The 23524-nt window shown below is 63.1% G+C and carries 19 protein-coding genes; 12 read left to right on the top strand and 7 right to left on the bottom strand.

The genetic code is table 11. The features are described 5' to 3' along the window. The first annotated feature begins 174 nt into the window (after window positions 1–174). From M2421_RS18995 to M2421_RS18955, 9 genes are all read left to right on the top strand, one after another. Complete coding sequence (locus M2421_RS18995; RefSeq protein WP_259209790.1) at window positions 175–1869, top strand: lytic transglycosylase domain-containing protein; 1695 nt, start codon at window positions 175–177, stop codon at window positions 1867–1869. After that, a complete protein-coding gene (locus M2421_RS18990; protein ID WP_259209788.1) occupies window positions 1869–4289 on the top strand; it encodes a hypothetical protein in 2421 nt (806 codons plus the stop codon). Before M2421_RS18995 ends, M2421_RS18990 begins: the two co-directional genes overlap by 1 nt. A 954-nt stretch (window positions 4290–5243) precedes the next feature. Continuing rightward, window positions 5244–5486: a hypothetical protein gene (locus M2421_RS18985; RefSeq protein ID WP_259209786.1), complete on the top strand. Its 243-nt coding sequence runs from the start codon at window positions 5244–5246 to the stop codon at window positions 5484–5486. Between the two features lie 5 nt (window positions 5487–5491). Beyond that, complete coding sequence (locus tag M2421_RS18980) at window positions 5492–5785, top strand: DUF5681 domain-containing protein (RefSeq protein ID WP_259209784.1); 294 nt, start codon at window positions 5492–5494, stop codon at window positions 5783–5785. Window positions 5786–6179: 394 nt separating this feature from the next. Next, the gene (locus tag M2421_RS18975; RefSeq protein WP_259209783.1) at window positions 6180–6611 is read left to right on the top strand and encodes a hypothetical protein; all 432 of its coding nucleotides are present in this window, start codon (window positions 6180–6182) and stop codon (window positions 6609–6611) included. Continuing rightward, a complete protein-coding gene (locus M2421_RS18970) occupies window positions 6608–7657 on the top strand; it encodes a hypothetical protein (protein WP_259209781.1) in 1050 nt (349 codons plus the stop codon). Before M2421_RS18975 ends, M2421_RS18970 begins: the two co-directional genes overlap by 4 nt. Window positions 7658–7726: 69 nt before the next feature. Next, window positions 7727–8293 carry a DUF3251 domain-containing protein gene (locus M2421_RS18965; protein ID WP_259209779.1) on the top strand — a complete coding sequence of 189 codons (567 nt, stop codon included), beginning with the start codon at window positions 7727–7729 and terminating at the stop codon, window positions 8291–8293. 1229 nt (window positions 8294–9522) lie between these two features. Beyond that, on the top strand, window positions 9523–9888 hold the full coding sequence (locus M2421_RS18960) for a hypothetical protein (protein WP_259209777.1): 366 nt from the start codon (window positions 9523–9525) through the stop codon (window positions 9886–9888). Window positions 9889–10367: 479 nt separating this feature from the next. Continuing rightward, the gene (locus tag M2421_RS18955) at window positions 10368–10982 is read left to right on the top strand and encodes a hypothetical protein (protein ID WP_259209775.1); all 615 of its coding nucleotides are present in this window, start codon (window positions 10368–10370) and stop codon (window positions 10980–10982) included. Between the two features lie 39 nt (window positions 10983–11021). Here the strand turns inward: M2421_RS18955 and M2421_RS18950 are convergent, their stop codons facing one another. From M2421_RS18950 to M2421_RS18930, 5 genes are all read right to left on the bottom strand, one after another. After that, window positions 11022–11438: a site-specific integrase gene (locus M2421_RS18950; RefSeq protein ID WP_259209773.1), complete on the bottom strand. Its 417-nt coding sequence runs from the start codon at window positions 11436–11438 to the stop codon at window positions 11022–11024. A gap of 712 nt (window positions 11439–12150) precedes the next feature. Continuing rightward, window positions 12151–12522 (bottom strand): hypothetical protein, encoded by a 372-nt coding sequence (locus M2421_RS18945; protein WP_259209771.1) that lies wholly within the window; start codon window positions 12520–12522, stop codon window positions 12151–12153. Between the two features lie 604 nt (window positions 12523–13126). Then, window positions 13127–16474 carry an autotransporter outer membrane beta-barrel domain-containing protein gene (locus M2421_RS18940; protein WP_259209769.1) on the bottom strand — a complete coding sequence of 1116 codons (3348 nt, stop codon included), beginning with the start codon at window positions 16472–16474 and terminating at the stop codon, window positions 13127–13129. 677 nt (window positions 16475–17151) lie between these two features. Further along, window positions 17152–18129, bottom strand: a complete 978-nt coding sequence (locus tag M2421_RS18935) for a DUF2268 domain-containing protein (protein ID WP_259209767.1) — start codon at window positions 18127–18129, stop codon at window positions 17152–17154. A gap of 55 nt (window positions 18130–18184) precedes the next feature. After that, window positions 18185–18529: a winged helix-turn-helix transcriptional regulator gene (locus tag M2421_RS18930; RefSeq protein WP_259209766.1), complete on the bottom strand. Its 345-nt coding sequence runs from the start codon at window positions 18527–18529 to the stop codon at window positions 18185–18187. A gap of 88 nt (window positions 18530–18617) precedes the next feature. Here M2421_RS18930 and M2421_RS18925 point away from each other — a divergent pair, with 88 nt between their 5' ends. The 3 genes from M2421_RS18925 (at window position 18618) to M2421_RS18915 (ending at window position 21211) form a co-directional block, all read left to right on the top strand. After that, window positions 18618–18944 carry a nuclear transport factor 2 family protein gene (locus M2421_RS18925; protein ID WP_259209763.1) on the top strand — a complete coding sequence of 109 codons (327 nt, stop codon included), beginning with the start codon at window positions 18618–18620 and terminating at the stop codon, window positions 18942–18944. 145 nt (window positions 18945–19089) lie between these two features. Continuing rightward, complete coding sequence (locus M2421_RS18920; protein ID WP_259209761.1) at window positions 19090–20163, top strand: hypothetical protein; 1074 nt, start codon at window positions 19090–19092, stop codon at window positions 20161–20163. Window positions 20164–20560: 397 nt separating this feature from the next. Next, window positions 20561–21211 carry a hypothetical protein gene (locus M2421_RS18915; protein WP_259209760.1) on the top strand — a complete coding sequence of 217 codons (651 nt, stop codon included), beginning with the start codon at window positions 20561–20563 and terminating at the stop codon, window positions 21209–21211. A 6-nt stretch (window positions 21212–21217) separates the two neighbouring features. Here M2421_RS18915 and M2421_RS18910 read toward each other — a convergent pair whose 3' ends face one another. Both M2421_RS18910 and M2421_RS18905 read right to left on the bottom strand, forming a co-directional pair. Further along, window positions 21218–21571: a hypothetical protein gene (locus M2421_RS18910; protein WP_259209758.1), complete on the bottom strand. Its 354-nt coding sequence runs from the start codon at window positions 21569–21571 to the stop codon at window positions 21218–21220. A 101-nt stretch (window positions 21572–21672) separates the two neighbouring features. After that, window positions 21673–23460 carry a sensor domain-containing phosphodiesterase gene (locus M2421_RS18905; protein ID WP_259209757.1) on the bottom strand — a complete coding sequence of 596 codons (1788 nt, stop codon included), beginning with the start codon at window positions 23458–23460 and terminating at the stop codon, window positions 21673–21675. Window positions 23461–23524: the final 64 nt, after the last annotated feature.

The raw sequence follows: 23524 nt of genomic DNA, 5'->3' as shown, positions 1-23524 counted from the left end.
AACGGTGAAAGTAATAGGGGCTCCAACTACCCAAGGGCGGGCCCCGGCGGCGACCACTTCGGTGGCGCCGCCTTCCCTTCTTCGCGCATGTCACGCACCGCTCCGTGAGTACTCAGTGAGTCCTCGGTGAGTACTCGGTAAGCGATGCGCAACTTGAGCATAGGACAGCAATTCATGAATTTCAGCCCACGAAACTTTTTCGGCCGTATGACCCCCGGCTGGCAGGATATGAGCGAGCAGGATCAAGGCGCTCTTACGCGTCGCGGCCTGCTGGCAGCCGGGCTGGGGATGCTCAGCGCCAAGAATGGTGGCAACTTTGGCGCCTCTCTCAGCGACAGCATCCAGTCGGGGTTGCTCGCGGTCGATCAAAGCGTTCAGGGGATGGAGAACGCCCGATACAAGAAGGAAATCCTTGCCCGAACCCGGCAGGGCATGGAGCGCAACGCCGCCATTGAGCAGGCCCAGCAGGGCGTGCTGAATTCTGACGGCTCGATCAATAGCGAGAAGTGGGCGGAGCTGGCTCGGTACGACCCGGATGGCGCGCTGGACCTCCGCAACAAGGCGCAGCCCCAGGCTAAATGGGACCCGATGGAGATCGCCTACAAGAATCCGCGCACTGGAGAGCCCGGATATCTCAACGTGCTGCGCAACCTGGCAACCCAAGAACTGAGAGACCTGAAGGGCAACGTCATCAGTGAAGGTTTCCTATCTCAGGATCCACTCGGTACGCAGCCGCAGATGCCGACAAGCGGTTTCTTGTCGAAGGACATGGTTCCGACGCTGGAACAGGCCGTAATGCAGATCGAGTCGGGCGGTAACCCCGCTGCTGTGTCGCCTAAGGGTGCTATGGGCACGATGCAGACCATGCCCGGCACGCTGGTTGATCCGGGTTACGGGGTCGCCCCGGCACGGGACCGCTCGCCCGCTGAAATGGAGCGCGTGGGCAAGGATTACCTGCAGGCCATGTTGAAGCAGTACGGCGACCCGCAACTGGCGCTTGCCGCCTACAACTGGGGGCCGGGGAACGTGGATAGGGCCATGAAAACCCATGGCGGAAACGTCGATGCGGTCCTCGCCAACGCACCGGCAGAGACTCGGCACTATGTTCCCAAGGTCTTGGCACTCGCTCAGGGTGGGCAGGGCTCGCCCCAGATCGGATGGAAGCCTGCCAAGGCAGACAAGGAGCGCGAGAGCTACCGCACGCTCAAGGCCGACGAGATTGCATCCCTTGGCCTGCCGTCTGGAACCGTAGCCCAGATGGGGCCAACCGGCCAGATCCAGATTGTTAACAAGCCCCGCGACATGCCGGCAGGTGGTGCGGGACAGGTCATCGACAACGGCGACGGAACCACGACCTACATCCCGGCCGGTAAGACCAGCGAGGGCGAGCGCAACGCATCCGGCTTCTTCAATCGCATGGTCGAGGCGAACAGCGAGATGCAGCGCCTGGAGGGGGCGGGATACGACCCGACGAATCGTCGCGACTACTACACCGCTGGCGGCGAAGTCCTTAACCCGCTTGCCACTGACGAGGGGCAGCAATACCGCCAGGCTCAGAACAACTGGGTGCGTGCGAACCTCCGAAAGGAATCCGGCGCAGCGATCGGTAAGGATGAAATGGAGCAGGAACGGCGGACGTACTTCCCGATTCCCGGCGACTCGCCTGCGGTGATCGCACAGAAGGCCCGAGCCCGTCAGGTAACTGAGCGTGGCATGCGTTCTGCTGCGGGTAGCGCACTGCCGGCTCCCGCACCGCAAGGGGCGAATGCGGCGCGAGGTGTGAACAGCCCTGCGCCCGGCACCGTGGAGGGTGGCTATCGCTTTAAGGGGGGTAACCCCGCTGACAAGAAGAATTGGGAGCGCATCTGATGGCAGGTCCGTGGGAAAAGTACCAGCAGGAAGCGGAAGTTGCCGCGTCACCTCAAGGCCAGCCCGACCAAGGCACGAGCAAAGGCCCGTGGGCCAACTACGCGGCTCAGGCTGGCTCGGCTGACAGTGAGATGCCGATCACTGACCTTCCTGCCGTGCAGGCGCAGCGGCCTGACTTCAGCGGTGTAACGGCTACTGTTGACTCCACGGCGCAGAAGGTCGCGCCCGATGGCTGGACGTATGGCGTTGGCCGCGACGCGGCGTTCGGCGTGCGTTCGGCGATACAGGGCGCTGGAAGTCTAATCGGGGCCGCTGGCGGCGACGCCTTCAACAACTACATCGCCAATCCCATCGCGAGGGCCGTTGGGTTGCAGGAGGCGCGGCCGTATCGCGAGGAAGCGCAGGCATTTGCCAATACCCTCGGCCTCCCCCAGGCGCAGACGTCGGGCGACCGCGTTATGGGGGACGTCGGCGAGGGCCTGACCGGCACTGCCTTGACGTTGGGGGCGGGTGGCTTGGCGAGCGCAGGGCGTGGTCTTGTACAGCGGACCGGGCAGTTCTTCGCTGCAAACCCCATCCTCCAGACGGCAGCGACCACCACCGGGACGCTGGCAAGCTCGGGGGTTAAAGAGGCTGGCGGCGGACCTAGCGCTCAAGTGGCGGCTGGCCTTGCGGCCGGGTTCGCGCCTGGCACGCTCGCAGCACTCGTTCCGGGCATGCGCGGCGGCATCGTGCCGGCTGCTGTGGCCCAAGGGACGCGAGGAGCACTGAGGGGGAGGAACGCGGTTGGCGCGCCGGTCACCTCTGCAGACATTCAGCAGACCGTGGGGGACTTCGCAGCCGTTGGCGCAACTCCTAGCGTGGGGCAGGCTACTGGTGGTCGCTTCCCCCAGGCCGTCGAAACGATGCTGGGGAACGTCCCGGGCGGTGCGGGCCCCATTGCCCAGCTTGGTGCTAAGCAGTCCGCCGCAACAGGACAGGCGGTCGAACAGTACGCAGTGGGGCTGTCTCCGCGTGGCCGACCAATGAGCCCTGAGCAGGCGGGCCGCACCATCTTGGAAGGTGTTGAGGGCAAGTCTCCCGTAGCGTTCGTACCCAAGACCGCAAAGAAGGCGGAGGAGCTTTACGACCGGGTTTCGAAGCAGATCGCCCCTGGCGCGCGAGTGCCCGTAGAGAACACCAAGCAGGCGCTATCCGATCTTAACGCCTCCATCGAAGGTGCGCCCAATGTTGCAAAGCTCTTCCAGAACGCCAGGATCCAGGGCATTGAGGCTGCCTTGGGAAAGGATATCGGCGGTGCGGAGGCGGCTCTGCAGCGGCCTGAGGTGCGCCAGCAGGCAGATGAGCTCAGGCAGCAGTTGAATGCCCAAGCACAGCAGGCCAGGGCGGAGAACACGCGCCTCCAGACACTGGGGATGCGTGCCTCACAACCGGTCGCGAGTCCTCAGCAGATTGACGAACAGGTTAAGACCGCAATCGCAGGGATGGCGGACAACCAGATCCCGTATCAAGCCCTGACCAAGCTGCGGACGGTCGTGGGGAAGGAGCTAGACAACTACTCCCTGGCGGACAATGTGCCTCGGGACAAGTGGAAGGCGCTCTACGGTGCGCTGACACGCGATATGGAGGCCGCCGCGACCACCCCGGAAGCCCGGCAGGCTTGGAAGCGCGCAAACGCCTACTACGCTGCCCGAAGCAACCGCATCGACTCCATTGCCCACGTGGTGGACAAGAGCGGGGGGCCGGAAGCCGTTTACAAGGCGGCATTTGGCAACACGAAGGAAGGCGCCACCACGCTGCACGCGGTCATGCAGTCGCTTCCCAAGGAGGCGCAGCGGGAGGTGTCAGCGTCGTTTATCCGCCGAATGGGCCGGGCGACGGGCAGCCAGCAGAACGCCGACAACGACGTTTTCAGCATGGAGACGTTCTTGACCAACTGGGCAAACATGAGCCCGGAGGCCAAGCGGGTGTTGTTTGACCGCCACGGAATGGGCTTCCGCCAGGATATGGACAAGATCGCGCGGATGACAGAGAAAATCCGGCAGGGAAGCGCAGTGTTCCGCAACCCGTCTGGCACGGGTCGGCTCATCTCGCTCATCACCCAGTCGGCGGGTACGGCGAGTAGCGCGGCAACTGCAGCGATGTCCGGTAGTCCGCTCCTGGGGGCCGGAATCGTAGCTGGTTCGGCTTCATTGGCCGCGGCATTCAACGGTCTGGGCCGACTCATGACCAGCCCTGGCTTTGTGCGCTGGGTGGCGAAGAACGGGGAGAAGCCAGTCGGTGAATTGGTCGCTCAGACTAAGATGTTGCGGCATGTCGCCGAGTCAGAAGACAACGACGACGTAGCCGAGCTGGCAGATCAGCTCGAGGCTATGAAGCGACAGCAAACCCCGCGTAGACAAGCACTACCAATGCGATGAGCAGGACGGGAATAGCAACAACCAGCGACACGAAGGCGAACCCGTAACGGGCATCTTTGCGGTCGTCAGATGTAGCCCTCTCCTCCCACGACTGGGACAGGGGGTACTGGGTGTTCTTCCAAGCATCCATTGCAGTCGGTCCCAAGGGTTGGCGACGCCAGCATACACCCGCCCCGGGCGACGAAATCTCACCAATAAATGAATGGGCTAAACCAATAGCCCTAGGAGAGGCATGTGGCACAACGCAACTTTTTGGGCCGGACGACCGGCAGGGTCGGGGAGCGATTCCTGTCGGGCTCGAACAACTATGACCCACGGACGGGGCAATACCGGAACGTGATGCCGGGGCTTATTGGTCGCGCGGCGCAGACGGTGATTGGTGCCTTTGGCGGCCCGCTAATCGGAGCGATAGCGGGCAGGGGCATCAGCAAGATGGTTGATAGGTACGGGAAAGACCCCGGGTTTGTGCAGGCGGAGTCGATTCCAATCCCTATGGACTGGCGCGCCCCCCAAATCACTCGAGGCGAATTCGCTGCTCCTTCGGCCACGCCGCCCACTATCGCCAACCTCGGCCTCGGCGCTCAGTCCCCCGGTGGAGATTGGGCTGGCTACTTGCAAGGCGCTGGCTCGGCCAACAACTTTGGCAATCAGGGCTTCATGCGCCCGGGGTCGTTCACCAACTGGTCGCCCACGAGTGGGTGGGGCAAGCAGCTCATTGCCCAGCAGCCCACGCCCGGATCACTAGGCGGCTTTGGAAACAACGTAGGCGGCTTCCTGAGCGGCGGAGCGGGTGGGGCGAGATCTCCAGCTGCCTCGGCTGGCTCTAGGGCTGGCCTTACCCGTGCCGGTGGTTCCGCTGCCGGCTGGGTTAACGCACTGAACACCGGAGAGATCCTGGGCAAGTTCCAGGGCGATCCCGAGAAGTACACCCGGGCGACCTGAGGGGGTAGGGGCATGCAGGAGAAGTCGAAGGCTGCAGGATCTGGTGAGGCGCTGAGCCCTGCGGCAGTGCGAGGAATCGCTGCTGTGTTGCTTCAAGCCAATGCAGGAAGGCGGGTTCACTTCGGAGGGCTTGACCTCACCGAGATGGCGGGCAATTACCTCCAAAGGCACGTTCAAGCGGTTGGGTTCGACGCCGCATACAAGACGTTCCGCAAGCAGGGTTTTGCATTGGTAACAGATGAAAACAATAGGTGAGAGCTATGCCATTCGTTCCAGGGCAATCGGGCAACCCCAGCGGGCGACCCAAGGTGGATTTCGAGGTCCGGGAGCTGGCCCGGGGACACGGCCGAGAGGCTATTGAGCGCCTGGTGGAGATCATGCGGGGGGACAACCTTTCCCTCGCCCGGGCGGCCTGTGAGGCGCTGCTGGATCGCGGCTTCGGCAAGCCAGTGCAGTCGGTGGGGGTTGATCCTGATTCTGTGCCCATCCAGAAGATCACGGTGCAACTGGTGGCTATGACGGCGGATGCTGAACCGGAGGCCGACCGTGACTGACGACCAAGAGCCAATCTCTACTGTAGATACGGATAGCTCAGTGGAGCCCTGGGACGGGGTCACCTACGTGATCTATGCCGCCGAACGGCAGTGCCTGCCTGAGGACTTTGAAGGGCGCCTAGAGGTCGCGCGGCAGGCCATAGGACAACCCTGGCGGGCCTTCGACCTCCACGACCCTGCCTGCCCCAAGGCCGTAGGTCGGGACTGCGCCTGCGGGCTGGTGAGCGTCTTCACAAACGACCGGTGGGTGGCTCACGTGGACGCCTACCATTCATTACAGGCCGTCTACTCCATCCAGTGAACCCGATTTGGGGCATGGGCTTGCCGGCGCCGGGTGCTTGACAGCGTGGTGCAAGGATATGGAAGCTACGCCCACGTGAGGAATGGAGCTCCTATGTACCAGTATCAGAAGTCGCTGGATGAATGCTCGGCGCCCGGGGCTGCGTGCCCTCCAGTTTCCGCGCTAAGCAAGCAAGCGACTGCATGGCGTTGGGTGCGGAATCCAATGACGGACGACTGCTTCTTACCACTGGCAGAGCGAAACCCGAAGAGGTTGCACCAGCTCAACTCTTCGTCGCAGCTGTGCTTGTCTTGGGGGCTTTCAGTCTTCGACACGGAGGCACATGGGATCTCGGCATTCCATGCTCTAGAAAAAACGGTCAAGAAGGCCCGCTCGCTTATCGGCGACCATCTTGCGGTCGCGAATCTGATGCCGGCACATGGGGCCACGACGCTGCCATCAAGCCAAAATGGCCATTTCACATTTTTCTCAATGAAAGGGGTCAATGTGAAATCGGTCTTTCAGCTCCATGGACAAATCCCATGAGCAGATTACCGGTCCTTCCGGGGGTTCTCATTCCGAAGAATGAGAAGTTGAACTTCACTTGGAACGCCGATCTGGTGTTCTACGACGGCCCGCTCGTGAGTCTGTTTAAAAAGGACGACGACGACTTCATCTTCTTCTGGGTAGACGCTGATTCCCGTCACAACAGATGGGTGGTCACACCCGTAGGCCGGGGTGACCTCGCCCAGTATTTGGAGGCAAGGCTTTCTCTTAGAGCCATCATCGATAAGGCGGAACTGCTTCTAGTCTTCGAGGCAACAAAGCAGGCTCAAAGGAAGAACGCGAGAACGATAGTGCCATCCAAACTCTTGGCGGAGTACATGCCTGACCAAGACTCATTTCTTTACGAGAGTATTGCGACCGAAGCAGCGCTCCAGTTGGCGTCTGCCGACGTAGGAAAGTACAGAATTGCCCTCGATGGGGAGCTCTACATTGATGACATCGCCACAGTGCCTCGTGTTTATCAGCAGCTCTACTCCTTCCATTACGGGCTGGGGAACTTGGGCCGCCCGGCAGTGCGCACCACGCTCAATCGGTTCTTGACATCCTGGAAGGGTGGAATCAACGCTGTCAACATCTTCACTGGCCTCCGTGGGGTTACCCCATCTATTCATCGGGCGCGTGTGCTTGAGTTGCACTACGCCTCACCAGGTCATATCGAGTTGGAGCTGCTGAAGGAGTTCGCAGCTGATATTGCACGTACCTGTCAGCAAATTGTGCCCATCGAAAGCTATCGGAAATCCGAAAAGCTCTATTCGGATATCTACGTGTACTTCCGAAAGGAGCAACTGAGCGGATTCGATTCGGATGGGGGATCGGCCTCCCATCGCTTGACGCCGATGCAAAGCAAGGCCCTTTCAGGGTTCGTTGATGAGTATTTCGATATCGTTAATTGGGACCGCTACAAAAACGAGTTCCAAGGCTTAGGGCTTGATCCGTTGACGCAGTTGAGAATGCTGCTTGCCTATTACAGAAGGCTTAGAGTGCTGAGGCGCTACTCGGTGCAGGGTAAAATATCGCTTCTATAAGGCCTGTCGTGTGGGGGGGTGTTAAAAAGTAGGTTTTCTTAGCCTTTGCTGGCATCGCAGGAGAAGCGCGTGATCAGACATTGCCAAGCTTTGGGCGGAACGTTGCTGATACTGGGACTCGCTGGCTGCTTAAGTGGGGCTGGGGACAGCGCTGAGATTGAGGCTAAGCTCAGCGAAGCTGAAAGACGAATCACGGAGTTGGAGGGGCAGTCAAAAAGCTTCGAGACTCGCTTGGCCTCGCAGTTGCAGCGCGAGCGGGACGGGAAGGCGTATCTCGATCCATCCGGTGACGGTGGCTACGGTGTTGTGCACACCGAACTGGGAATCTTGCTTGTGTCAATGTCGAGCGTGTCGCCCAAGGCCGACGGTGCCGAAATTGTCTTGAAAATAGGAAATCTGTCGGCGGCCACCTTTGCCGGTGCCGAAGCGGAGATCGGTTACAACGTCAGATTCGATGGCTCTCCAGACTGGGCAGATAAGACGCGTACGATCAAAACAAAGATAGCAAACCCTATTCGCGCGGCTTCGTGGAACAAGATGTCAACAAGCCTGCCTGGCTTGAGGCCTGACCAACTAGGCTTCCTATCTGTCACGGTTACACCGAACGAAGTGAGGCTTGTTGAGTCGGGTGATTGAAGCCTGCCCTAAAGACTACACAACCTTGCTAGCCGTGACGTTCCAATGCCTATCGCCTAACGGAGCGACACGCTTTCGCAGAATCGCCACGCTTGCATGGCCACTCTGGGACGTATCCAGCTACGTCACTGCGACGCCGCCCGCTGTGTCTTTCAGGAAATTCCGTGCGCCCATCGATAGTCTTGATAGCTGGCCTTTTGCTAATCGCCACTGGGGCCGTCCAAGCGGCATCACAACCGCTGTCGGAGGAGCCCCCTCAGGGTGACGAGGTAAGCGCCGAAGAACTAGGCGCCATTGTCAGCGCAATCGCCTTCGTTGACGCTTGTCAGTCCATACGAGACGTGCCTACGGAGATGGTGGGTGCCAAACCGCTTGAGATCACGTTCGTCCAGGTAATAGGCGAGTTCTGTAGGGGGATGGTCGTCGCTGTGGCCAGCACCATGCGGGCGGGACAGCCATATCGAGTGAGAGGGGAAAGGGTCTGCGTAGATCCAGGGTTAAGTCCGGATAAGGTCATAGACCATATGAAGGGCCAGATCGATAAAGATCCCCAGCCTTTTATTGGCAGGCCCGTTCCTGAGGTCGATACCCCTGCTGCGATCCGCCGCTCGATCCAGGCCTTGTCGCCATGTGGGTGACAGGGGAACCGTTCGCAGACGGCTCTGAAACCGTTTCTCGCGTCGTAGCAGCGGCCTAACGTCACCGTTACGTCACGCGTTACGTCACTCGTAACCGGATTCAGCATCGCCTTGGCGTTGTTCCGCAAGGTGTACAAGTTCACCGCCGTGGAAGACGACGAATAGAGGCCCGGTCCGGCAGCCACCTAGAATCGGAAAGTGGTCAAGATAGCGGCTTTCCTTAGGGCGCATGCTCTCTGGGCCCCGGCCGTCGGGACGCAATCAAGCAGAAAAAGATGAACAAGAAAGGACTGAAATGCATCGGTGCGGTAGCGGTGCAAGGCCCCTATGGCACTCGCTGGGAGCCGATCCTAGCGCCGCTCAGGAAGCCAGAGAGTGACGGAAAAGGGGGAGGCGAGGTCCAGCTTGACCGTTCTGCGTTCGCGGGGTCGCCTAACAAGGGCGGCAGCCGTTCGAGGGGAGAGCCTGGCGCTTAGGAACCTGCGACTACCGGATCCGGGGCCTGACGTCCCGGATTCGGTAGAGCGGGATCGATTGCGGGAGACCAAGGCCAGTCGCGGAATCTGAGACCCCGGTCCGTATCCTGCGCACATGCTGCCGCCCTGCAACTTCACCGGATTCAAGACCGCCCCTCAGCGTCAAGGCTGGGTGCAGCACGGCGAGCGCTGGGGCTTGTGGCGGAACGGCCGGGAGATCGCCGCCGTTCAGCCAGATGCCAAAGGTGTCCGGGTCCGCCTGTCCTGCAGGAAGCTGTGGGAAGACAAGGAGGTCCGAGCAGCTAGCATCGCCCAGGGTAAGCGCTACGCCGAGCGGTGGTGTGCCGCCCGGGTACTGGAAGGCGTGCCAATGAAGGAAGCTGTAGCGCGGCTGGTGGCGCAGGATCGACCTCCCAAGCCCAGCCGCACGGAGATGCAGCAACAAAGACGATTGGACGCGATACCTAATCCGAGGCTGTAGGAGCGGCGCATAAGTGCGCACTCGTGGTGGCTACGTAGACCTTGGATTACGCCAAGCGGCGCCGATACGCTTGCGGCGCAAGGGGTTCGATTCCTTTTTTTGCGTTTTCACATCGTTGGGAATCCTCATAGCTAGTTTCAGTACCAAGTACTTTTCAGGGAGCCATGAGCATGTCCGACCAAAGCCAAGTGCCCTTTGAGCTTCGGGCCATCAACGCAGAGGCCGTAGGTGAGCTGCTGGGTCTTGCCGGGCGCACCGTCCTGGAAACGGTGGCGTGTAGGCCAGACTTCCCCGTGAGGGTGTCCATGCGGCCAGCCACATGGATCGCCGGCGAGGTCCTAGCATGGCGGGAATCTAACCGAGCCGGTCGGCGAGTTCGTCGGCGTCGGGTTGATGGCGAGTGAGTGGGTCTACCTAGGCGGCGCTAGACAGGGCGGCACAGCCCCGCGATAGTTCAGCTTCGCCAAGCGGGCTACTCAATGAGCATCCTCAACGTAATCCTTAGCCCGGACAAGCTGCTTGTCGCGGTCGATACCTTGGCCCAAGACGCGGCGACGGGGGAGCTTTCTACCGGCGCCAAGCTGCTGCTAATCCCCCAGCACAACTTGATTCTGGCGACCCGAGGCTCGGCCCAGTTCTTCTTGAGGCTTTACGAGCTAAGCCTCCAGGCTAGCTTCCGCGCGGACTTCACCATGGAACAACTCATGGCAGAGTTCGGCTTGGTCATCGAGAAGTTGTGGCCTGCTTATGAGACGGCGGCGATTCAAGCCGGCATCCCACGCGACGTTCTTCATAGCGAGCTGGTTCTCGGTGGATGGTCACCCAAGAGCGGCAGAATGGTTGCTACCGCCTACGCCAAGAGTGCTAACGCAAAACCGGTCGTCGTGCAGCCTCTAGAGGGCGGCTTAGCTTCGCCAGGAGACCCGCTGAGAGATAGGCCGGCCAACTTCGACCCCGCCTGGGTGCTGGATGCTGGGCGGCTGCAGGCCGCGCACGAGAATGCCCATGTTGGACGTGTGGTGTCGGGCGGCAAGCTGCTCTGTGCCACCCTCACGGCTAGCCAAGCAGTCATATCCGACCTTGGCGATTTGTAACACCGTTCCGTCCAGTGCTCAAAATCCCGCGTCGTAGCTTCAGGTCAGCTTATTTATGGCGTCGGCCAGATGTTCCGGCGCGAGGTGGGCGTAACGCCTTGTCATCGCCAGAGAGCTGTGCCCCAGCACCTCCGATACCGTATGCAGCGATACCCCGGCCTGCACCAGCCAGGACGCGCAGGTGTGGCGCAGATCATGCCACCGAACGTGTTCTAACCCGCAAGCCTCCCGGGCCGTCTTCCATGACGCCCGCACCCCATCATCCGAGATACCCAGCGGCAATCGCTGGGCCACGCTAAGCACTTTTGGGTGCAGCGGCACCAACTGCAGCGTCCGTGTCTTGCTGGTCCGATCCAGCCGGAGAAAGCCATCCTTCACGTCGTGATGGGTCAGTCGCAGCAGGTGTCCCCGCCGAATCCCCGTATACGCCGCCAGACGCACGTAGTCGCCCGCCATCGGGTTGGGGCATGCCCCTCGCCAGTGCCTCGACTTGCTCGGTCGTCAGGAACGTCTCGCGCGGCTTCTCGGGCAGTAGCGCAATCGCCGCTGGCCGCTCTAACCACCCCCACTCCCTCCATGCCATCCGCGTGACCTGCCTCAGAATCCGGCCCTTGTGGTTCACCGTGGCCGGAGCCTTGCCGATCTCCGCAGCTTTGATCTCCGCCCACACCTGCGGCGCCTCCGATAGCTTCCTGCCGCTGATGTACCGCTGCAGCTTGGCGGCGTGAGCCATGGTCTTCTTCGCTGAGCGAAGCCGGGGCACATGGTCAATCAGCCACTTCTCCAAGGCGTGGCCGATCAGGCGCTCAGGTTGCTTCCCGGCGGCCTTGTCCTTGTTCGCCGAGAGGAGCTTGACCTCGTAGGCTTTGGCTTCCTTGAACGTCCAGTGGCGAGAAGTCTTTCTAACCGTTCGTCCACCGAATCCAACGGTAACCTGATAGCTTCCATTGGGTCGCTTTGTGACTGGCATGTTTGCACCTTGCATTTGCCCCACCAGATGTTCAGGTCGGCAGGGTGAATTCGATCCGACTTTGCGCCCTGTCCGAGTCGGTAAGCGGTGAGCGCCCCCGCATCGATGGCTCGCCGCAGGGTTTTGGTCGAGCAGGCTGAGAGTTCCGCTGCCTGCGCCAAGGTCAATAGCTTTACCGTGATGCTCAAGCCCTTCTCCTCAAGTCCGGCTGCGTCGTTTCTCGTATCTGGCGAGCCTTGCAGCAGCTTCAGCTATGCGGGGTGATCCTGGCTCGGTAGCGTAGCCCCTGAGCGGCCCTCGTTTCCACTGGCTGGCTCCATGGATCGCCAGGTAGAGGGATGCTTTCTCGTACAGCTTCTTCCCCATGAAGTTGCGCGGCTCGAGCGAGTACTCGGTGGCTTTTGCGTTGAACTGTGAGGTGCTAACGCCGCAGTAGAAAGCGGCCTCCTCCACGGTCAGCCAGTCTTTGCCTGAGAGATCTGCGCGCGAGAGGCCTAATTGAAATCGGAGGGAAGCTAGTTCGACTTCGAGCGACTTTAATGTAGAAATGAGCCCCGGGCCTTCCGCCATGACTTCGCTCCCAATCTGAAAATTGAAACAAATTGCATTCTTAAGAATACGGCGTAGTGAGACTCTAGCTTATCTGGGGATGTCCCGCGATCAGATGACGCGTGCCCCCGCTTCTATGCAGCCATTAGAGGTTAGCCGTGAGAAGAATCGCGATACTCGAAGGTCATCCAGTTGCTGCCATAGGCCTTAAGGTGCTGATCGACGCGGCCCCGAGTTTGGTCTTATGTGGCGTCCATACCGACGGCAGATCATTTGTCTCGTTCGTGCGTGAGCAGTCTCTGGAAGTGGTCGCAATCGATCTCGAGCTGGGATGTGGACAGCTTCGCACTCTAAAGCTCGTCGCCCAGTTGAGGGCCGTCTGCCCGGGCATGGACATAGTTATTGTGTCCGGCGTGGATGCGGTGACCAGACGAGAGTGTTTCGAGGCCGGGGCTACCGCCGTACTTGATAAATCGGTAGATAGCGCTGAGATACTGGCTCACTTTTTAGGGAGTGGCGAGGTCCACTAGCCCACTCAGGCGCTTGGGTTTCTCCGGAAAATCCAAGGTGGTGATAAGCAAGAAGCCGGCCCGAAGCCGGCTTCCTCCGCAATGCAATTTGAGCCTTACCAACTGTAGCTCATGCCCAACTGCATCTGGACTTGGTGATAGCCGCCTGCCTGCTGCACGCCCAGGCTACCCCAAGCCCTTACTCCATTGGCGAACCTCAGCGACGCACCGCCGCTAAACTCACCACGGGCTCGCGGAATCCGTGCCTCCACCCGCTTCCCGTCCATGTGGACGCCCGGTGCCGTGTGTGCGTACAACCAATGAGCGGCAAGGAATGGCTGCACCTGTGCGGAGCCGCCCGTACCGCGGGTGGTGCCTGACACACGTACGCCGGTGCGGCCGAACAGACCGCTGGCATCGTCGGCGATCACCGATGTGCCGTTGGCTTCCACATGGCGCGCTTGATCCCAGCGGCTGTAGCCCAACTGCAACTGAGGTTCCACGAAGATGCCACCGCTGTCTGCGCCACCCACGCGCACGGCGTAGCCGGTTTCCAGCGCGCCCTGCCAAGCGCGGCTGCGGTAGTGCTCAGCTGCCAGGCCCACCCCCTCCACACGGTTGCGGAACTGGGCGCGTTGCACCGAACCATCTACGTAGAAGCCGGCGTACGGATCGACGGCACTTCCAGCTCGCCATGTACCGTACACACCCAGCGCCTCGCCCTTGACCTTGCCGCGGGCGTAATAGCCTGTCAGTGCACTAACCGAGGTGCTGCTGGCATCGCCGCTGGCCAGAGTGATGCCAATACTGCTGCCGTTTTCGGTTCGCAGCAGGTCGGTGCCCAAGGTCAGCGCCTGGCGGTTGCCGTTGATGGACAGCTGGTTGGCGCCGTCCTTGTATCCATCTCGCGCACCGTCCACCCGTACCCAGCTGCGTCCGCTATTCTGGCCGTCCAGACGGTAGTGGTAGCCCATGCGGAACATGTCCTGCGCGGCGCGCAGGTTGGCCAAGTAGGCCCCCGCTTCTGGGCGCACCACCTGCGGCGTGGGGCGGTCGCAGTTTTCGTCATGGCCGGCCTCACACGGGTCCGGCGGCGCCACGCACCCGGTGCCGTTGGGGTTCTCCAGGCACGGGTCCGGTGGGGTGATGCAGCCGGGGGCGTTCGGGTTAGCGCTGCATGGGTCCGGCGGGGGAGTGCAGCCAGGACCGTTGGGATCGGTATCGCACGGGTCCGGCGGCAGCGTGCCCAGTTCCGAACGCAGATACCAGTGGCCGTCGCTCGGAGTCAGCGTGCCGCCCTTGTGCAGGAAGTAGTCATAGCTCCCGGCCACGGCGCGGCCATTGAGGGTATATGCGGCGCCTGAGGTGCCGTCTACTTGGATCAGCAGGATGCCGTTGTCGGTCTGTGCACCCAGCCCATGCACGTTGTTGACCTGCACCGTGGCATTGCCACGGCTGTCGCCGCGCACATGGAGTCGGTCAATGAAGGAGTCATCGCCCGCCAGCGCACCGTTGAAGATCAGCAAGCCGTTGTCCGCCTCGAAGTCGCCGTTCACGGTCAGCAAGTTGAAGCGCGACGCGCCGGGGGCCGACAGCGCCAATGTGCTGTTATCCAACGTCAACTTGTCCACGCTGGAGTCTCCGGTGATGGTCCAGCGGCTGGCGTTCTGCAAGCTGACCTGTTTGACTAGGCTGCTGGCGCCCTGCCAATGCGAGCGGTTGTCCAGGCGCACGCGTACATCGGAGACCACTGGTACGCCGGCGGCGATGTCCTCGGGCGTTGTCACAATGTCGCCGTCCGCGAACACGTCGCCGTCCAAGCTCAGCTCGAATGGGTTGGCGAAGGCGGCATCCACTGCCATCAGCATGCCATTGCCGCCGATCAATCGCGCACCATTGCGTGCGCTCACATTGCGCGCGGTGCGCACCCACAGTGCGCCGTGCCGCTCGCTGATCAGCGAGCCGCCGTTGATGTCCAGGCTGCCATTGGCATTGACCACAGCGGCCCAGGCGTCGTTCCCGCGGGTCCGCACATCAGTTTCGGTCAGCGTCATCACACCGTTACCGCCGCTGAGCACGCCATAACCCTTGGCGCCGTGGGTGTTTATGACGCTATCACGCAGGTTGACGCTGCCCCCCAGCCTAGCCACTGCGCCGATGCTGCCAGCCCCGGTGGTGGTGACGGTCACGCCGCTGGCCTCAAAGATTGGCAGGCCGGTGCCGGCATCCTTAGAGGCATATAACCCGTGGGCAGAAGTGCCGGCGGTGGCGATGGCAACCCCCTCCAGCTCGACCGCGCCTGAGCGGCTGTCGATGGCCACGCCTTGGTTGGAAAGCGTGCTGATGCTGCCGCCGTGCATGATCAAGGACGAGGCGCCGGGCAACCAGATACCAGTACCGACGTTGGTAGCGGTGCTGATGTCCACATCAATCAAGGTGACAACGTTGCCCGTTCCGTTGATGTTGATGCCGTAGCCGCCTCCATTGATCTTGGTGTCAGTGAGGGTGGCCGTGGTGTTGTCCCACAGGAACACGCCTGTGTCGGCGGTAATGCTCCCGCGCTCCACGTTAAGCCTGCCGCCGTCATCCATCGTCACGCCGGTGGAGCTGGCTCCCAGCGCGTGGACTGTGGTGTCCAGCAGCGTGACCGTGCCACTCCCGCCGGCGCCGCGGCCATGTCGGCTGTCCGTGCTCTCAATGGTGCTGCTTCTAAGGGTGATGTTGCTCCCGCTGTCCGCAAAGGCGCCGTAACCGCCGTAGCCAGCAGTGACCAGAGAGACCCCATCTGCGTTGATGGTGCCGCCGGCCCGCGCCACCACTGCATTGCTACTGGAGCCGGATGTCTCCACCCGTGTGCCGGTCAGCGTGGCCGCGGCGTTGTCGATCACCACACCATCGGACTGCTGCCCTTCGGTACTCACACGCCCACCGGTCAGCGTGACCGTGGCGCCATTGCTGGCTTGGATGCCATTGGAGACGGCGCCTCTTGTCTGGAAGATCGCGTTAGTGGCCACCAGTTCCGCCCTATCTATCAGCGCGCCGCGCGCACTGCTACCTTCAGTGCTGACGGTAACCCCGCTCCCGCCGCTGCTGCCCAACGTGATGGTTGCGCCGTCAGTGGCCCACAAGCCCGCTGAACCGTTGCCGGTGGTGCCTACCGTACTGTCGTTGAGCAGCACCTGTCCGCCGCTTTCCGCGCGCACGGCTGCGGAATTGATGCCGGTAGCAGTCAGAGTCAGCGAACCGGTGTGGGTGATGCTGCCGTTGTTCAACGCGTGGAACACATATCCCGCCGCCCCATCGTCAGCGTTATCGTAAGCGCCAGATGCCGCGGTTTCCGCGCTGCCGTCGGCGATTACCGGTGCCAACGCCTGGGCGCTGGCGGAGAGCGCGGTGCAACCCAGGGCAGCAGCAATTGAGACCGACAGCAGGTGAGCATGTAGGGGGCGGGGATAGTGGGACATGTGTCGCGATCTACTCGGGAAAGACGGCGACTTTAGGAACTGTCCCAGCTCCGCGATATGCAATTAGTTGTAAATCACCACTGAAAGCTCTCCATTCATTTTCTCTCCGGTGCCGCCTCCTGCAGAAAGGGCGGCCCTGAAGCCTGAACATGCTCTCATTCACCCTGGGACGGGAATCCTGAGTGCTGCCTTTGTCATGGGGCGGCATCCACATAGTGAGTCGTTTAGTGTGTCATTCCGGACTTGGCAAGCGGATTTATCCTTATTAATCAGGAAGATGCGGGTATTATGCGGTTGCTGGTGGGCCACCAAGAAAACAGGCACTCAGGCGCGGCCCGGGTGCCTTTTTTATGCGATTGGGAAAATGGTTGGAAAAATTCAGCGCTTGCTCGATGGTTTCACGGCTGGCAGATCGTTGTCGTAGCGCCCGGTGGTGACCCAGTGAGGATTTAACTGGGGAAACGCCGGAGGACAAAGAGAGCGACGTTCCTGCGGAGGATAGGAAACACTCCCTGCCAACGCTTGGTCTGCAGCCTGAGAAGCTCAAGCGCTAGAACGTTTCAGCTGGCCGAAGCAGACTGAAGACAGGTCGGTAAGCGTTGCAATCGGTGATGTCGCGGCACTTCGTAGGTGATCAACGTGCATGGTCGGCGAGTGTCGCCGTGACGCCAGCCTGACTAGCCGGAAAAGTACCCGGAGCGCTCGATCAGCTCATCCACGGCCTCCCTGTCGTCATACCGAAGCTCGAGGAGGTCGGCGACCGCCTTGGCCTTGTCCGGGTGCGCGTCGTAGTAAGCACGGGCGATGCGGTACCCCACGTAATACCCCAGGTCACTGACCCCGAAGCGATTCGCGCTGCTGTTATACAGCCAGTCGCGGTACTCGTTGCCGTGGCGGTCGGCCTGGAACTGCGCCTTGAGTGCATCCTCATGCGCCGGCCCGTACACGTACAGCGGCAGGTCGGGCTTCTTCCCGGTGACCAGCTCCGCCACCAGCTCCGCCGCGCCTTCGCGCAACGCATATTGGGCCAGGGTGTCGCCGGCCTCCACCTGCTGGGTATGGATGTACTCGTGGATGTTGTTCTGGCGGTTGTTGTGGAACGGTTGCGAGGCGTAGAACGTGCGCAAGCGGGTCTGCAGGGGTTCGGGCAGCTCCGACACGTCGACACTGTCATCGCCCAGGGCAAGCTCGGCGCCGATCAGCACCTTGTCGTCCAGGGTGGTGCCGCCGGTGCGCAGCACGCCGATCGCGTAGGTGATGCTGGCCGGACGCAGCGCCGGGTACAGGCGCTTGAGTTTGGCCAGGTCGGCATCGAGGGCGGTGGTGGCGGCCAACGCGCGGCCGGTCAGCGGGCGTATCGAGGCCCAGTAGCGCGGCCAGGCATCGATGGCCGCCACGTACTGCTCGCCGCTGTAGTGGCGCGCCTGCATCAGCGCATGCAGCCCCGGCGTGCCCTTGTCGATATAGAGGGTCTTGATGAGCTGCTGCCTGCGCGCAGGATCGGCCTCGCCGCGGACCGCGTCGTAGGCGATCCAGAAGTTGTCGATGTCGCGGGTATGGACCTGTTGCGCCACGGGGTGACCCGCGTTGGCCAGGCTCAACGGCAACGTACCAGCGATGAGCAACACCAGGAGCAGCCGCTTCCATGCCTTCATGTCGTTCGCCTTGCGGTGGGTATCCCCCGTTGGATGCAGCAAACACGCGAAAGGTTTAAGCCGGCGCATCCGCCGCAGGGGGCTTCTGCTCCCGCCACAGCAACAGCGCATCCAGTGCCGGGCAGAGCGCCTGCCCCCATGCGGTGAGGCGGTACTCCACCCTGGGTGGCACCTGCGGGTAGACGGATCGTTCGACGATGCCATCGGCCTCCAGTGCACGCAGCTGCTGGGCGAGCATCTTCTGCGAGATGGCCGGGATGAGCCGCTCAAGGTCGGAGTAGCGCTGGATCTTTCCGTCGAACAGGTGGAACAGGATCAGCAGCTTCCAGCGGCCGTCCAGCACGTCCAGGGCGGCGGCCACGTCCGATGCGGCGGTGTCTGGTGTGTATGCCTTTCTCATGGCGACGGTTACTTACCTTTTCGTGCGTTCTTGTGGGCGGCCCGGGCCGCGTCGAGAATATCGCCAGACCCCTTGCGGAGCACGTGTGATGACGCTCGATCTGCCTTTGCCGCTTTCGCGCTACTTTGCGCTCAGTAATGGTGAACCCGGCGTTCGCATCGAGGATTGCTTTGCTGTCGACGCCACGGTCCACGACGAGCGCCAGGACCATCGGGGCGTGGCGGCGATTGCCGCGTGGATGGCGCACGCACGCGCACGCTATCAGCATCGTACCGAACCGCTGCAGTGGGAGCGCCGCGACGGCCAGGATGTGGTGACCTCACGGGTGAGTGGCACCTTCCCGGGCAGCCCGGTGGTGCTGACCCACCGGTTCGTCGTGGCCGACGCGCGCATCAGCGGGCTGAAGATCGGTTGACGCACGCACGCATGCATCGATGGCGGGCGTCGGCAATGTCGCGTAGGCGCGGTAACCCAGGCGCACGTGCGCCACGCCGAGGGTGACGAAACCGGGCAGGGTGGATAGACTCCGCCGCTGCCGTCGTACCTCAAGGAAGATCCGCGTGAAGTGTCTGTTCGGTTTCGCCCTGGCTGCCGCCCTCCTGTCCTGCGCGCCCGCACTGCACGCGGCCACGGCCGACGAGGTCGAAGATGCCACCTTCCCGGTGCTGAGTCCGGTGGTGAATGCGCTGATCAATGCCGATGACGCGCAGGATCTGGTCAAGCGCGCCGATGCCATGGAAGACAGCAACGAGCTGCAGGCCCTTGCGCTGTACCTGGCCGCCAGCCGCGAGGACCGCGCGCAACTGCGCGCGCCGTACCAGGTGGCCGCATTGCTGGCCCGGCGTGGCACCGATGAAATGCTGGCGCTGCGCTACCTGCGCGAAGCCGATGAGCGCGGTCTGTGGTTTGGTCCGATGCTGGCCGAGGATGCCGATTTCGCCGATCTTCGCCAGACCCCGGCCTTCCAGAGCGTGCTGGCCAATGCCCAGCGGCGCTACCGCGAGGTGGCGGCCGGCAGGGTGGGGGCGATCTCGGTACTTCCCCCCTCGCCGGGGGTGGTGGCCGCCGGTGCCTGCCCGCCGGTAGTGGTCTGGCTGCACGGCTATGGCATCAATGGCCACCTGGATGAAAGCGATCAGCCGCTCGCCGATGCCGGCGCGGTGCTGCTTGGCATCAACGGCACTGAAATGATCGATACGTTCGACAGCTTCCGCTGGATCGGCCCGGGCTTCGACGGCACCCATCGGGCGGTGCAGGACGGACTCGACGCGCTGGCCGCACGGCAATGCATCGACCGCAAGCGGATCTACCTGATGGGGTTCTCGCAGGGGTCACAGCACGCCGGTGCGTTGCTGGCCCAGCATCCGCAGGACTACGCCGGGGCACTGCTGGTGTCGCCCGGCGGCAGCCAGGCCACGCCGACGGAGAGCAAGGCGCGCGGCAAGCGCGTGGTGGTGGTCAATGGTCGCGAGGAAGGGCCGCGCAACCTGCGGATGAGTGAGGACTTCCGCAGGTTGTTTGGCGAGGGTAACCAGGTGCGCTCGCGGACCCACGACGGCGGCCACACCTACCCCGAGGACTGGCAGGTGTCGTTCCCGCAGGCGCTGCGCTGGCTGATGGGCGGCGACGGCTGAGCCGGGCCGCGCCGGCTCAGGTCGGTGCAAAACCCCGCGTGGTCTTCTTCTCGTTCTTCTCCGCCTTCTTTTCCTTGGCGGTCTTGGCGGGTTTCTTCTTCTGCTCTTTCTTGCTGTCCATGCCCTTGGCCATTGCGGTGTCTCCGTGGTGATTGCGCGCAGCATGGCACATCCGCAGCCGCCCGGCCGCCTGTCGTCGCATGGCGCCCCTGCGCCGCTGGAAGGGCGCGCCGCCGCCTGGGAAACCACACCGCATGCCGGCGGTCGGCGTGGCACGGGCCGACCTTCACCCGAACGTCTCACCTGAACACGGACGCTTCATGGCGCCGTTGGCCCGCGGGCAGCGCGGCACGTCACCACATCGCCCTGGGCGGGCGCCACCTTGCAGGGAGTAGACATGGGCTGGATGGATCGGATCAAGGCATCACTGGGATCGCGCAAGGAGGTTCCCCCGCAGCGGCTTGACCCGGCGGAGGTCCTGTACTCGATGCCGACCATCGCAGGCGATGCGCTGCAGTTCCGTGCACCCGATCCGGCCACGGCCGATGGGGCGCCGCAGTTCCACGAGGACGAGTGGTGCCAGCTGGAATTCTGGCCCGCCGCGGCCCTGCCGCAACTGCAGCGCGCGCTGACCGAGTACAAGGCGTTCGAGTTGGCGCATCGCCTGCCCAATGGTTGGTCGGCGCTGCATGTGCGGCACCTGGACCGACCCGTGCTGGTCCAGGCGCCCGGTGCGGTGCAGCGGCTGGCCGACCAGTTCGCGACGCTGCCGATCGCCGCGCCGATTCTCACCACCTCCGCGCAGGCACTGGGGCAGGTGGTGGGCGGCTTCGCGATCCAGCCGTCCTCGGACGTGCTGCTGCACGGACTGGCCGACGCAGGCGGGGTGCGCGCGCTGGGAGCCACGCTGGACGGCGACGACATGCAGCTCTCGGCGGTGTTCGCCACCCTGCACGCGGCGTTCGGGCTGGTATTGGTCGACTGGCGGCAGGAGTTCGTGCTGACGGCGGTGGAGGCCAACGGCGACTTCAGCGTGTGGCAGGCCTGACCGCCGCTAGCGCAGGGCAGGCTTGTGCGGCATGGGGTCGGCGACGATGAGGTCCGGTGGCGTCGGCGAGACCACCGGCAACACGTCTTCGCGCGGCGGGATCAGGCCGCGTTGCAGGCGCATGGCGAAGTCGGAGAAGCGTGCGCCGGAGATCGCCTGGCGGTTGCCGCAGTGGGCGCAGGTGAGCACGGCCGAGCCGTGCGCCACGTTGACCAGGCCCGGCGCGCTGGCGGCATTGAGCAGGGTGTGGCAGAGCAGGCATTCGGCGCGCACGAAGCACAGCCTGCGCAGTACGTGCGGGTCTTGCTTGTCGGCATCGCCGGCGACGTCCAGCAGGTAGAACAGTCCCGTGTTCGGCATTGCATGGCTCCCTGGCTACTGCACGCCGAGCGTAGTCCTGCGTGCGATCAAGGGGCGGTGAATTAATGCGCTGGCGGCGTGAGGAGCGCGCGCCGTGACGATCAGGCGGTGTCTTCGCCCGGGGAGCCGGCCCGGCACGCATCCACCAGCAGGGTGGCCGCGTCGGCCGTCATGGGCCGGGCGAGAAGGTAGCCTTGCGCCTCGTCGCAACCCCACAGGCGCAGCAGCGACAGTTCGGCGTCGGACTCCACGCCCTCGGCCACTGTGCGGTAGCCCAGTTGCCGGGCCAGTTTGATGATGGCCTCCACCTTCAGTCGCGAGGTGCGCGAGCGCGCCAGCCCGGTCACCAGGCTGCGGTCGATCTTGATCAGGGAGATCGGCACTTCGCTCAGGTAGCCGAAGTTGCTGTAGCCGCTGCCGAAATCATCGATGGCGATACGGATCCCGGCGGTGGCCATCGCGCGCAGTTGCGGCACCGCGCCGGGGTGGCCCTGCAACCATTCGCCCTCGGTGATTTCCACCTCCAGCAGCGACGCAGGCAGGCCATGCGCCTGCAGCCGGGTGGACAGCATCTGCCACAGGCCGGGATCATCGAAGTCGCGCGGCGACAGGTTCAGCGACAGGCCAAAACCGGGGAGCGCGTGCTGCCATAGCGCCAGCTGGGCCAGCGCGTGATCGACCACCCAGCGGCTCAACGCCGGCATCAATGCCGTGCGCTCCAGCACCGGAATGAACTCGCCGGGGCTGACCGGCCCGAGCATGGGATGGACCCAGCGCAGCAGCGCTTCGGCAGCCACCGGCATCCCATCGTGCAGGCTGAAACGCGGTTGGTAGACCAGGCTGAACTGGTGTTGGGCCAGGCCGCGCGCGGCATCGGAGGCGAGACGGTAGCGCCGGCGCAGGCGCGCGTCGCGCTCGTCGGAGTACCAGCACAGGCAGGCATCGGTCTGCACCGCATGCTGCATGGCGACCAGGCATTTGCGGATGAGGTCGTTGGTGTCGGCCGCGACTGCCTTGAAATGGCAGGCACCGGCATGGAACTGCGGCAACATCGGCACGCTGCCGGCCATCAGCGGTCGCCGCATGCGTTCGCGCAATCGATCCAGCAGCGCCTCCACCTGCGTGCGGTCCTGGTCGACCAGGAAGAACGCGAACCGGCTGACGCCAACGTGGTAGACCTGCGCCTGGTCCTGCAGCACGCTCTGCACGCGCAGCGAGGACTGCCGGAGCAGGGCCTCCACCGGTTTCATGCCCAGGGCCTGGCCGGCGTCGTTGGCGCTGTGGGCATCCAGGACGTCCAGCAGCACCGCAGTGAAGTGCCCGTCGCCGGCACGCCGCGCCAGCAGGTCGAGGTCCGCCTGGAACTGCTGGCGGTTGGGTAGGCCGGTGACCTGCTCGCGCCGGCCCATGGACATCTTCAGTTCCATCTGCGCCATCACCACGCGGGCAAGCGTCTGCATCTGTTGCACTTCCAGCGGCGACAGCACGCGCGGCGCGCGTCCCATCAGGCACAGGGTGCCCAGGGCCAGCCCGGACCTGGTGAGCAGGGGAGCGCCGGCATAGAAGCGCACCTGTTCGGGGCCGACCACCAGCGGATTCTGTGCGAAGCGCGGGTCCTCGCGCAGGTCGGCCACCTGCATCACCTGCGCCGAGCCGATGGCCCACGAGCAGATCGAGGCGTGCCGATCGGTGCCCTCCACGGCGAGGCCGACGCGCGAGATGAAGCGCTGGCTGTCGGCGTCGACGATTGAAATCAGCGCGATGGGCACGTCGAAGGTGAACGCAGCAAGCTCGGTAATCGGATCCAGCGCGCGCCCCAACGCCGGGTCCATCACGTTCAATGCGTCGATCAATGCAACCCGGTCACTATCGCTGCTGCTGTCCCACATGCGCCTTGCCTGCCACCGTTCCTTTCAGGCTACTCTCCCGCGCGGCCTGCGCAATGCCCGTGAA

This window comes from Stenotrophomonas sp. BIGb0135, from assembly GCF_024810105.1.
Classification (GTDB): Bacteria; Pseudomonadota; Gammaproteobacteria; order Xanthomonadales; family Xanthomonadaceae; genus Stenotrophomonas; species Stenotrophomonas maltophilia_AB.
The sequence above is the reverse complement of the archived record's forward strand: the minus strand, read 5'-3'. Positions and strand labels throughout refer to the sequence as shown.

Excerpts from the sequence above, each read along its gene's own strand:
- M2421_RS18970 (WP_259209781.1), top strand. The coding sequence starts at position 6,608 with ATGAGCAGATTACCGGTCCTTCCGGGGGTTCTCATTCCGAAGAATGAG.
- M2421_RS18995 (WP_259209790.1), top strand. The coding sequence starts at position 175 with ATGAATTTCAGCCCACGAAACTTTTTCGGCCGTATGACCCCCGGCTGG.
- M2421_RS18935 (WP_259209767.1), bottom strand. The coding sequence starts at position 18,129 with ATGAAGGCATGGAAGCGGCTGCTCCTGGTGTTGCTCATCGCTGGTACG.
- M2421_RS18945 (WP_259209771.1), bottom strand. The coding sequence starts at position 12,522 with ATGGCGGAAGGCCCGGGGCTCATTTCTACATTAAAGTCGCTCGAAGTC.
- M2421_RS18990 (WP_259209788.1), top strand. The coding sequence starts at position 1,869 with ATGGCAGGTCCGTGGGAAAAGTACCAGCAGGAAGCGGAAGTTGCCGCG.
- M2421_RS18930 (WP_259209766.1), bottom strand. The coding sequence starts at position 18,529 with ATGAGAAAGGCATACACACCAGACACCGCCGCATCGGACGTGGCCGCC.
- M2421_RS18940 (WP_259209769.1), bottom strand. The coding sequence starts at position 16,474 with ATGTCCCACTATCCCCGCCCCCTACATGCTCACCTGCTGTCGGTCTCA.
- M2421_RS18910 (WP_259209758.1), bottom strand. The coding sequence starts at position 21,571 with ATGCCGAACACGGGACTGTTCTACCTGCTGGACGTCGCCGGCGATGCC.
- M2421_RS18985 (WP_259209786.1), top strand. The coding sequence starts at position 5,244 with ATGCAGGAGAAGTCGAAGGCTGCAGGATCTGGTGAGGCGCTGAGCCCT.
- M2421_RS18975 (WP_259209783.1), top strand. The coding sequence starts at position 6,180 with ATGTACCAGTATCAGAAGTCGCTGGATGAATGCTCGGCGCCCGGGGCT.
- M2421_RS18980 (WP_259209784.1), top strand. The coding sequence starts at position 5,492 with ATGCCATTCGTTCCAGGGCAATCGGGCAACCCCAGCGGGCGACCCAAG.
- M2421_RS18915 (WP_259209760.1), top strand. The coding sequence starts at position 20,561 with ATGGGCTGGATGGATCGGATCAAGGCATCACTGGGATCGCGCAAGGAG.
- M2421_RS18905 (WP_259209757.1), bottom strand. The coding sequence starts at position 23,460 with ATGTGGGACAGCAGCAGCGATAGTGACCGGGTTGCATTGATCGACGCA.
- M2421_RS18960 (WP_259209777.1), top strand. The coding sequence starts at position 9,523 with ATGCTGCCGCCCTGCAACTTCACCGGATTCAAGACCGCCCCTCAGCGT.
- M2421_RS18955 (WP_259209775.1), top strand. The coding sequence starts at position 10,368 with ATGAGCATCCTCAACGTAATCCTTAGCCCGGACAAGCTGCTTGTCGCG.
- M2421_RS18950 (WP_259209773.1), bottom strand. The coding sequence starts at position 11,438 with ATGGCGGGCGACTACGTGCGTCTGGCGGCGTATACGGGGATTCGGCGG.
- M2421_RS18925 (WP_259209763.1), top strand. The coding sequence starts at position 18,618 with ATGACGCTCGATCTGCCTTTGCCGCTTTCGCGCTACTTTGCGCTCAGT.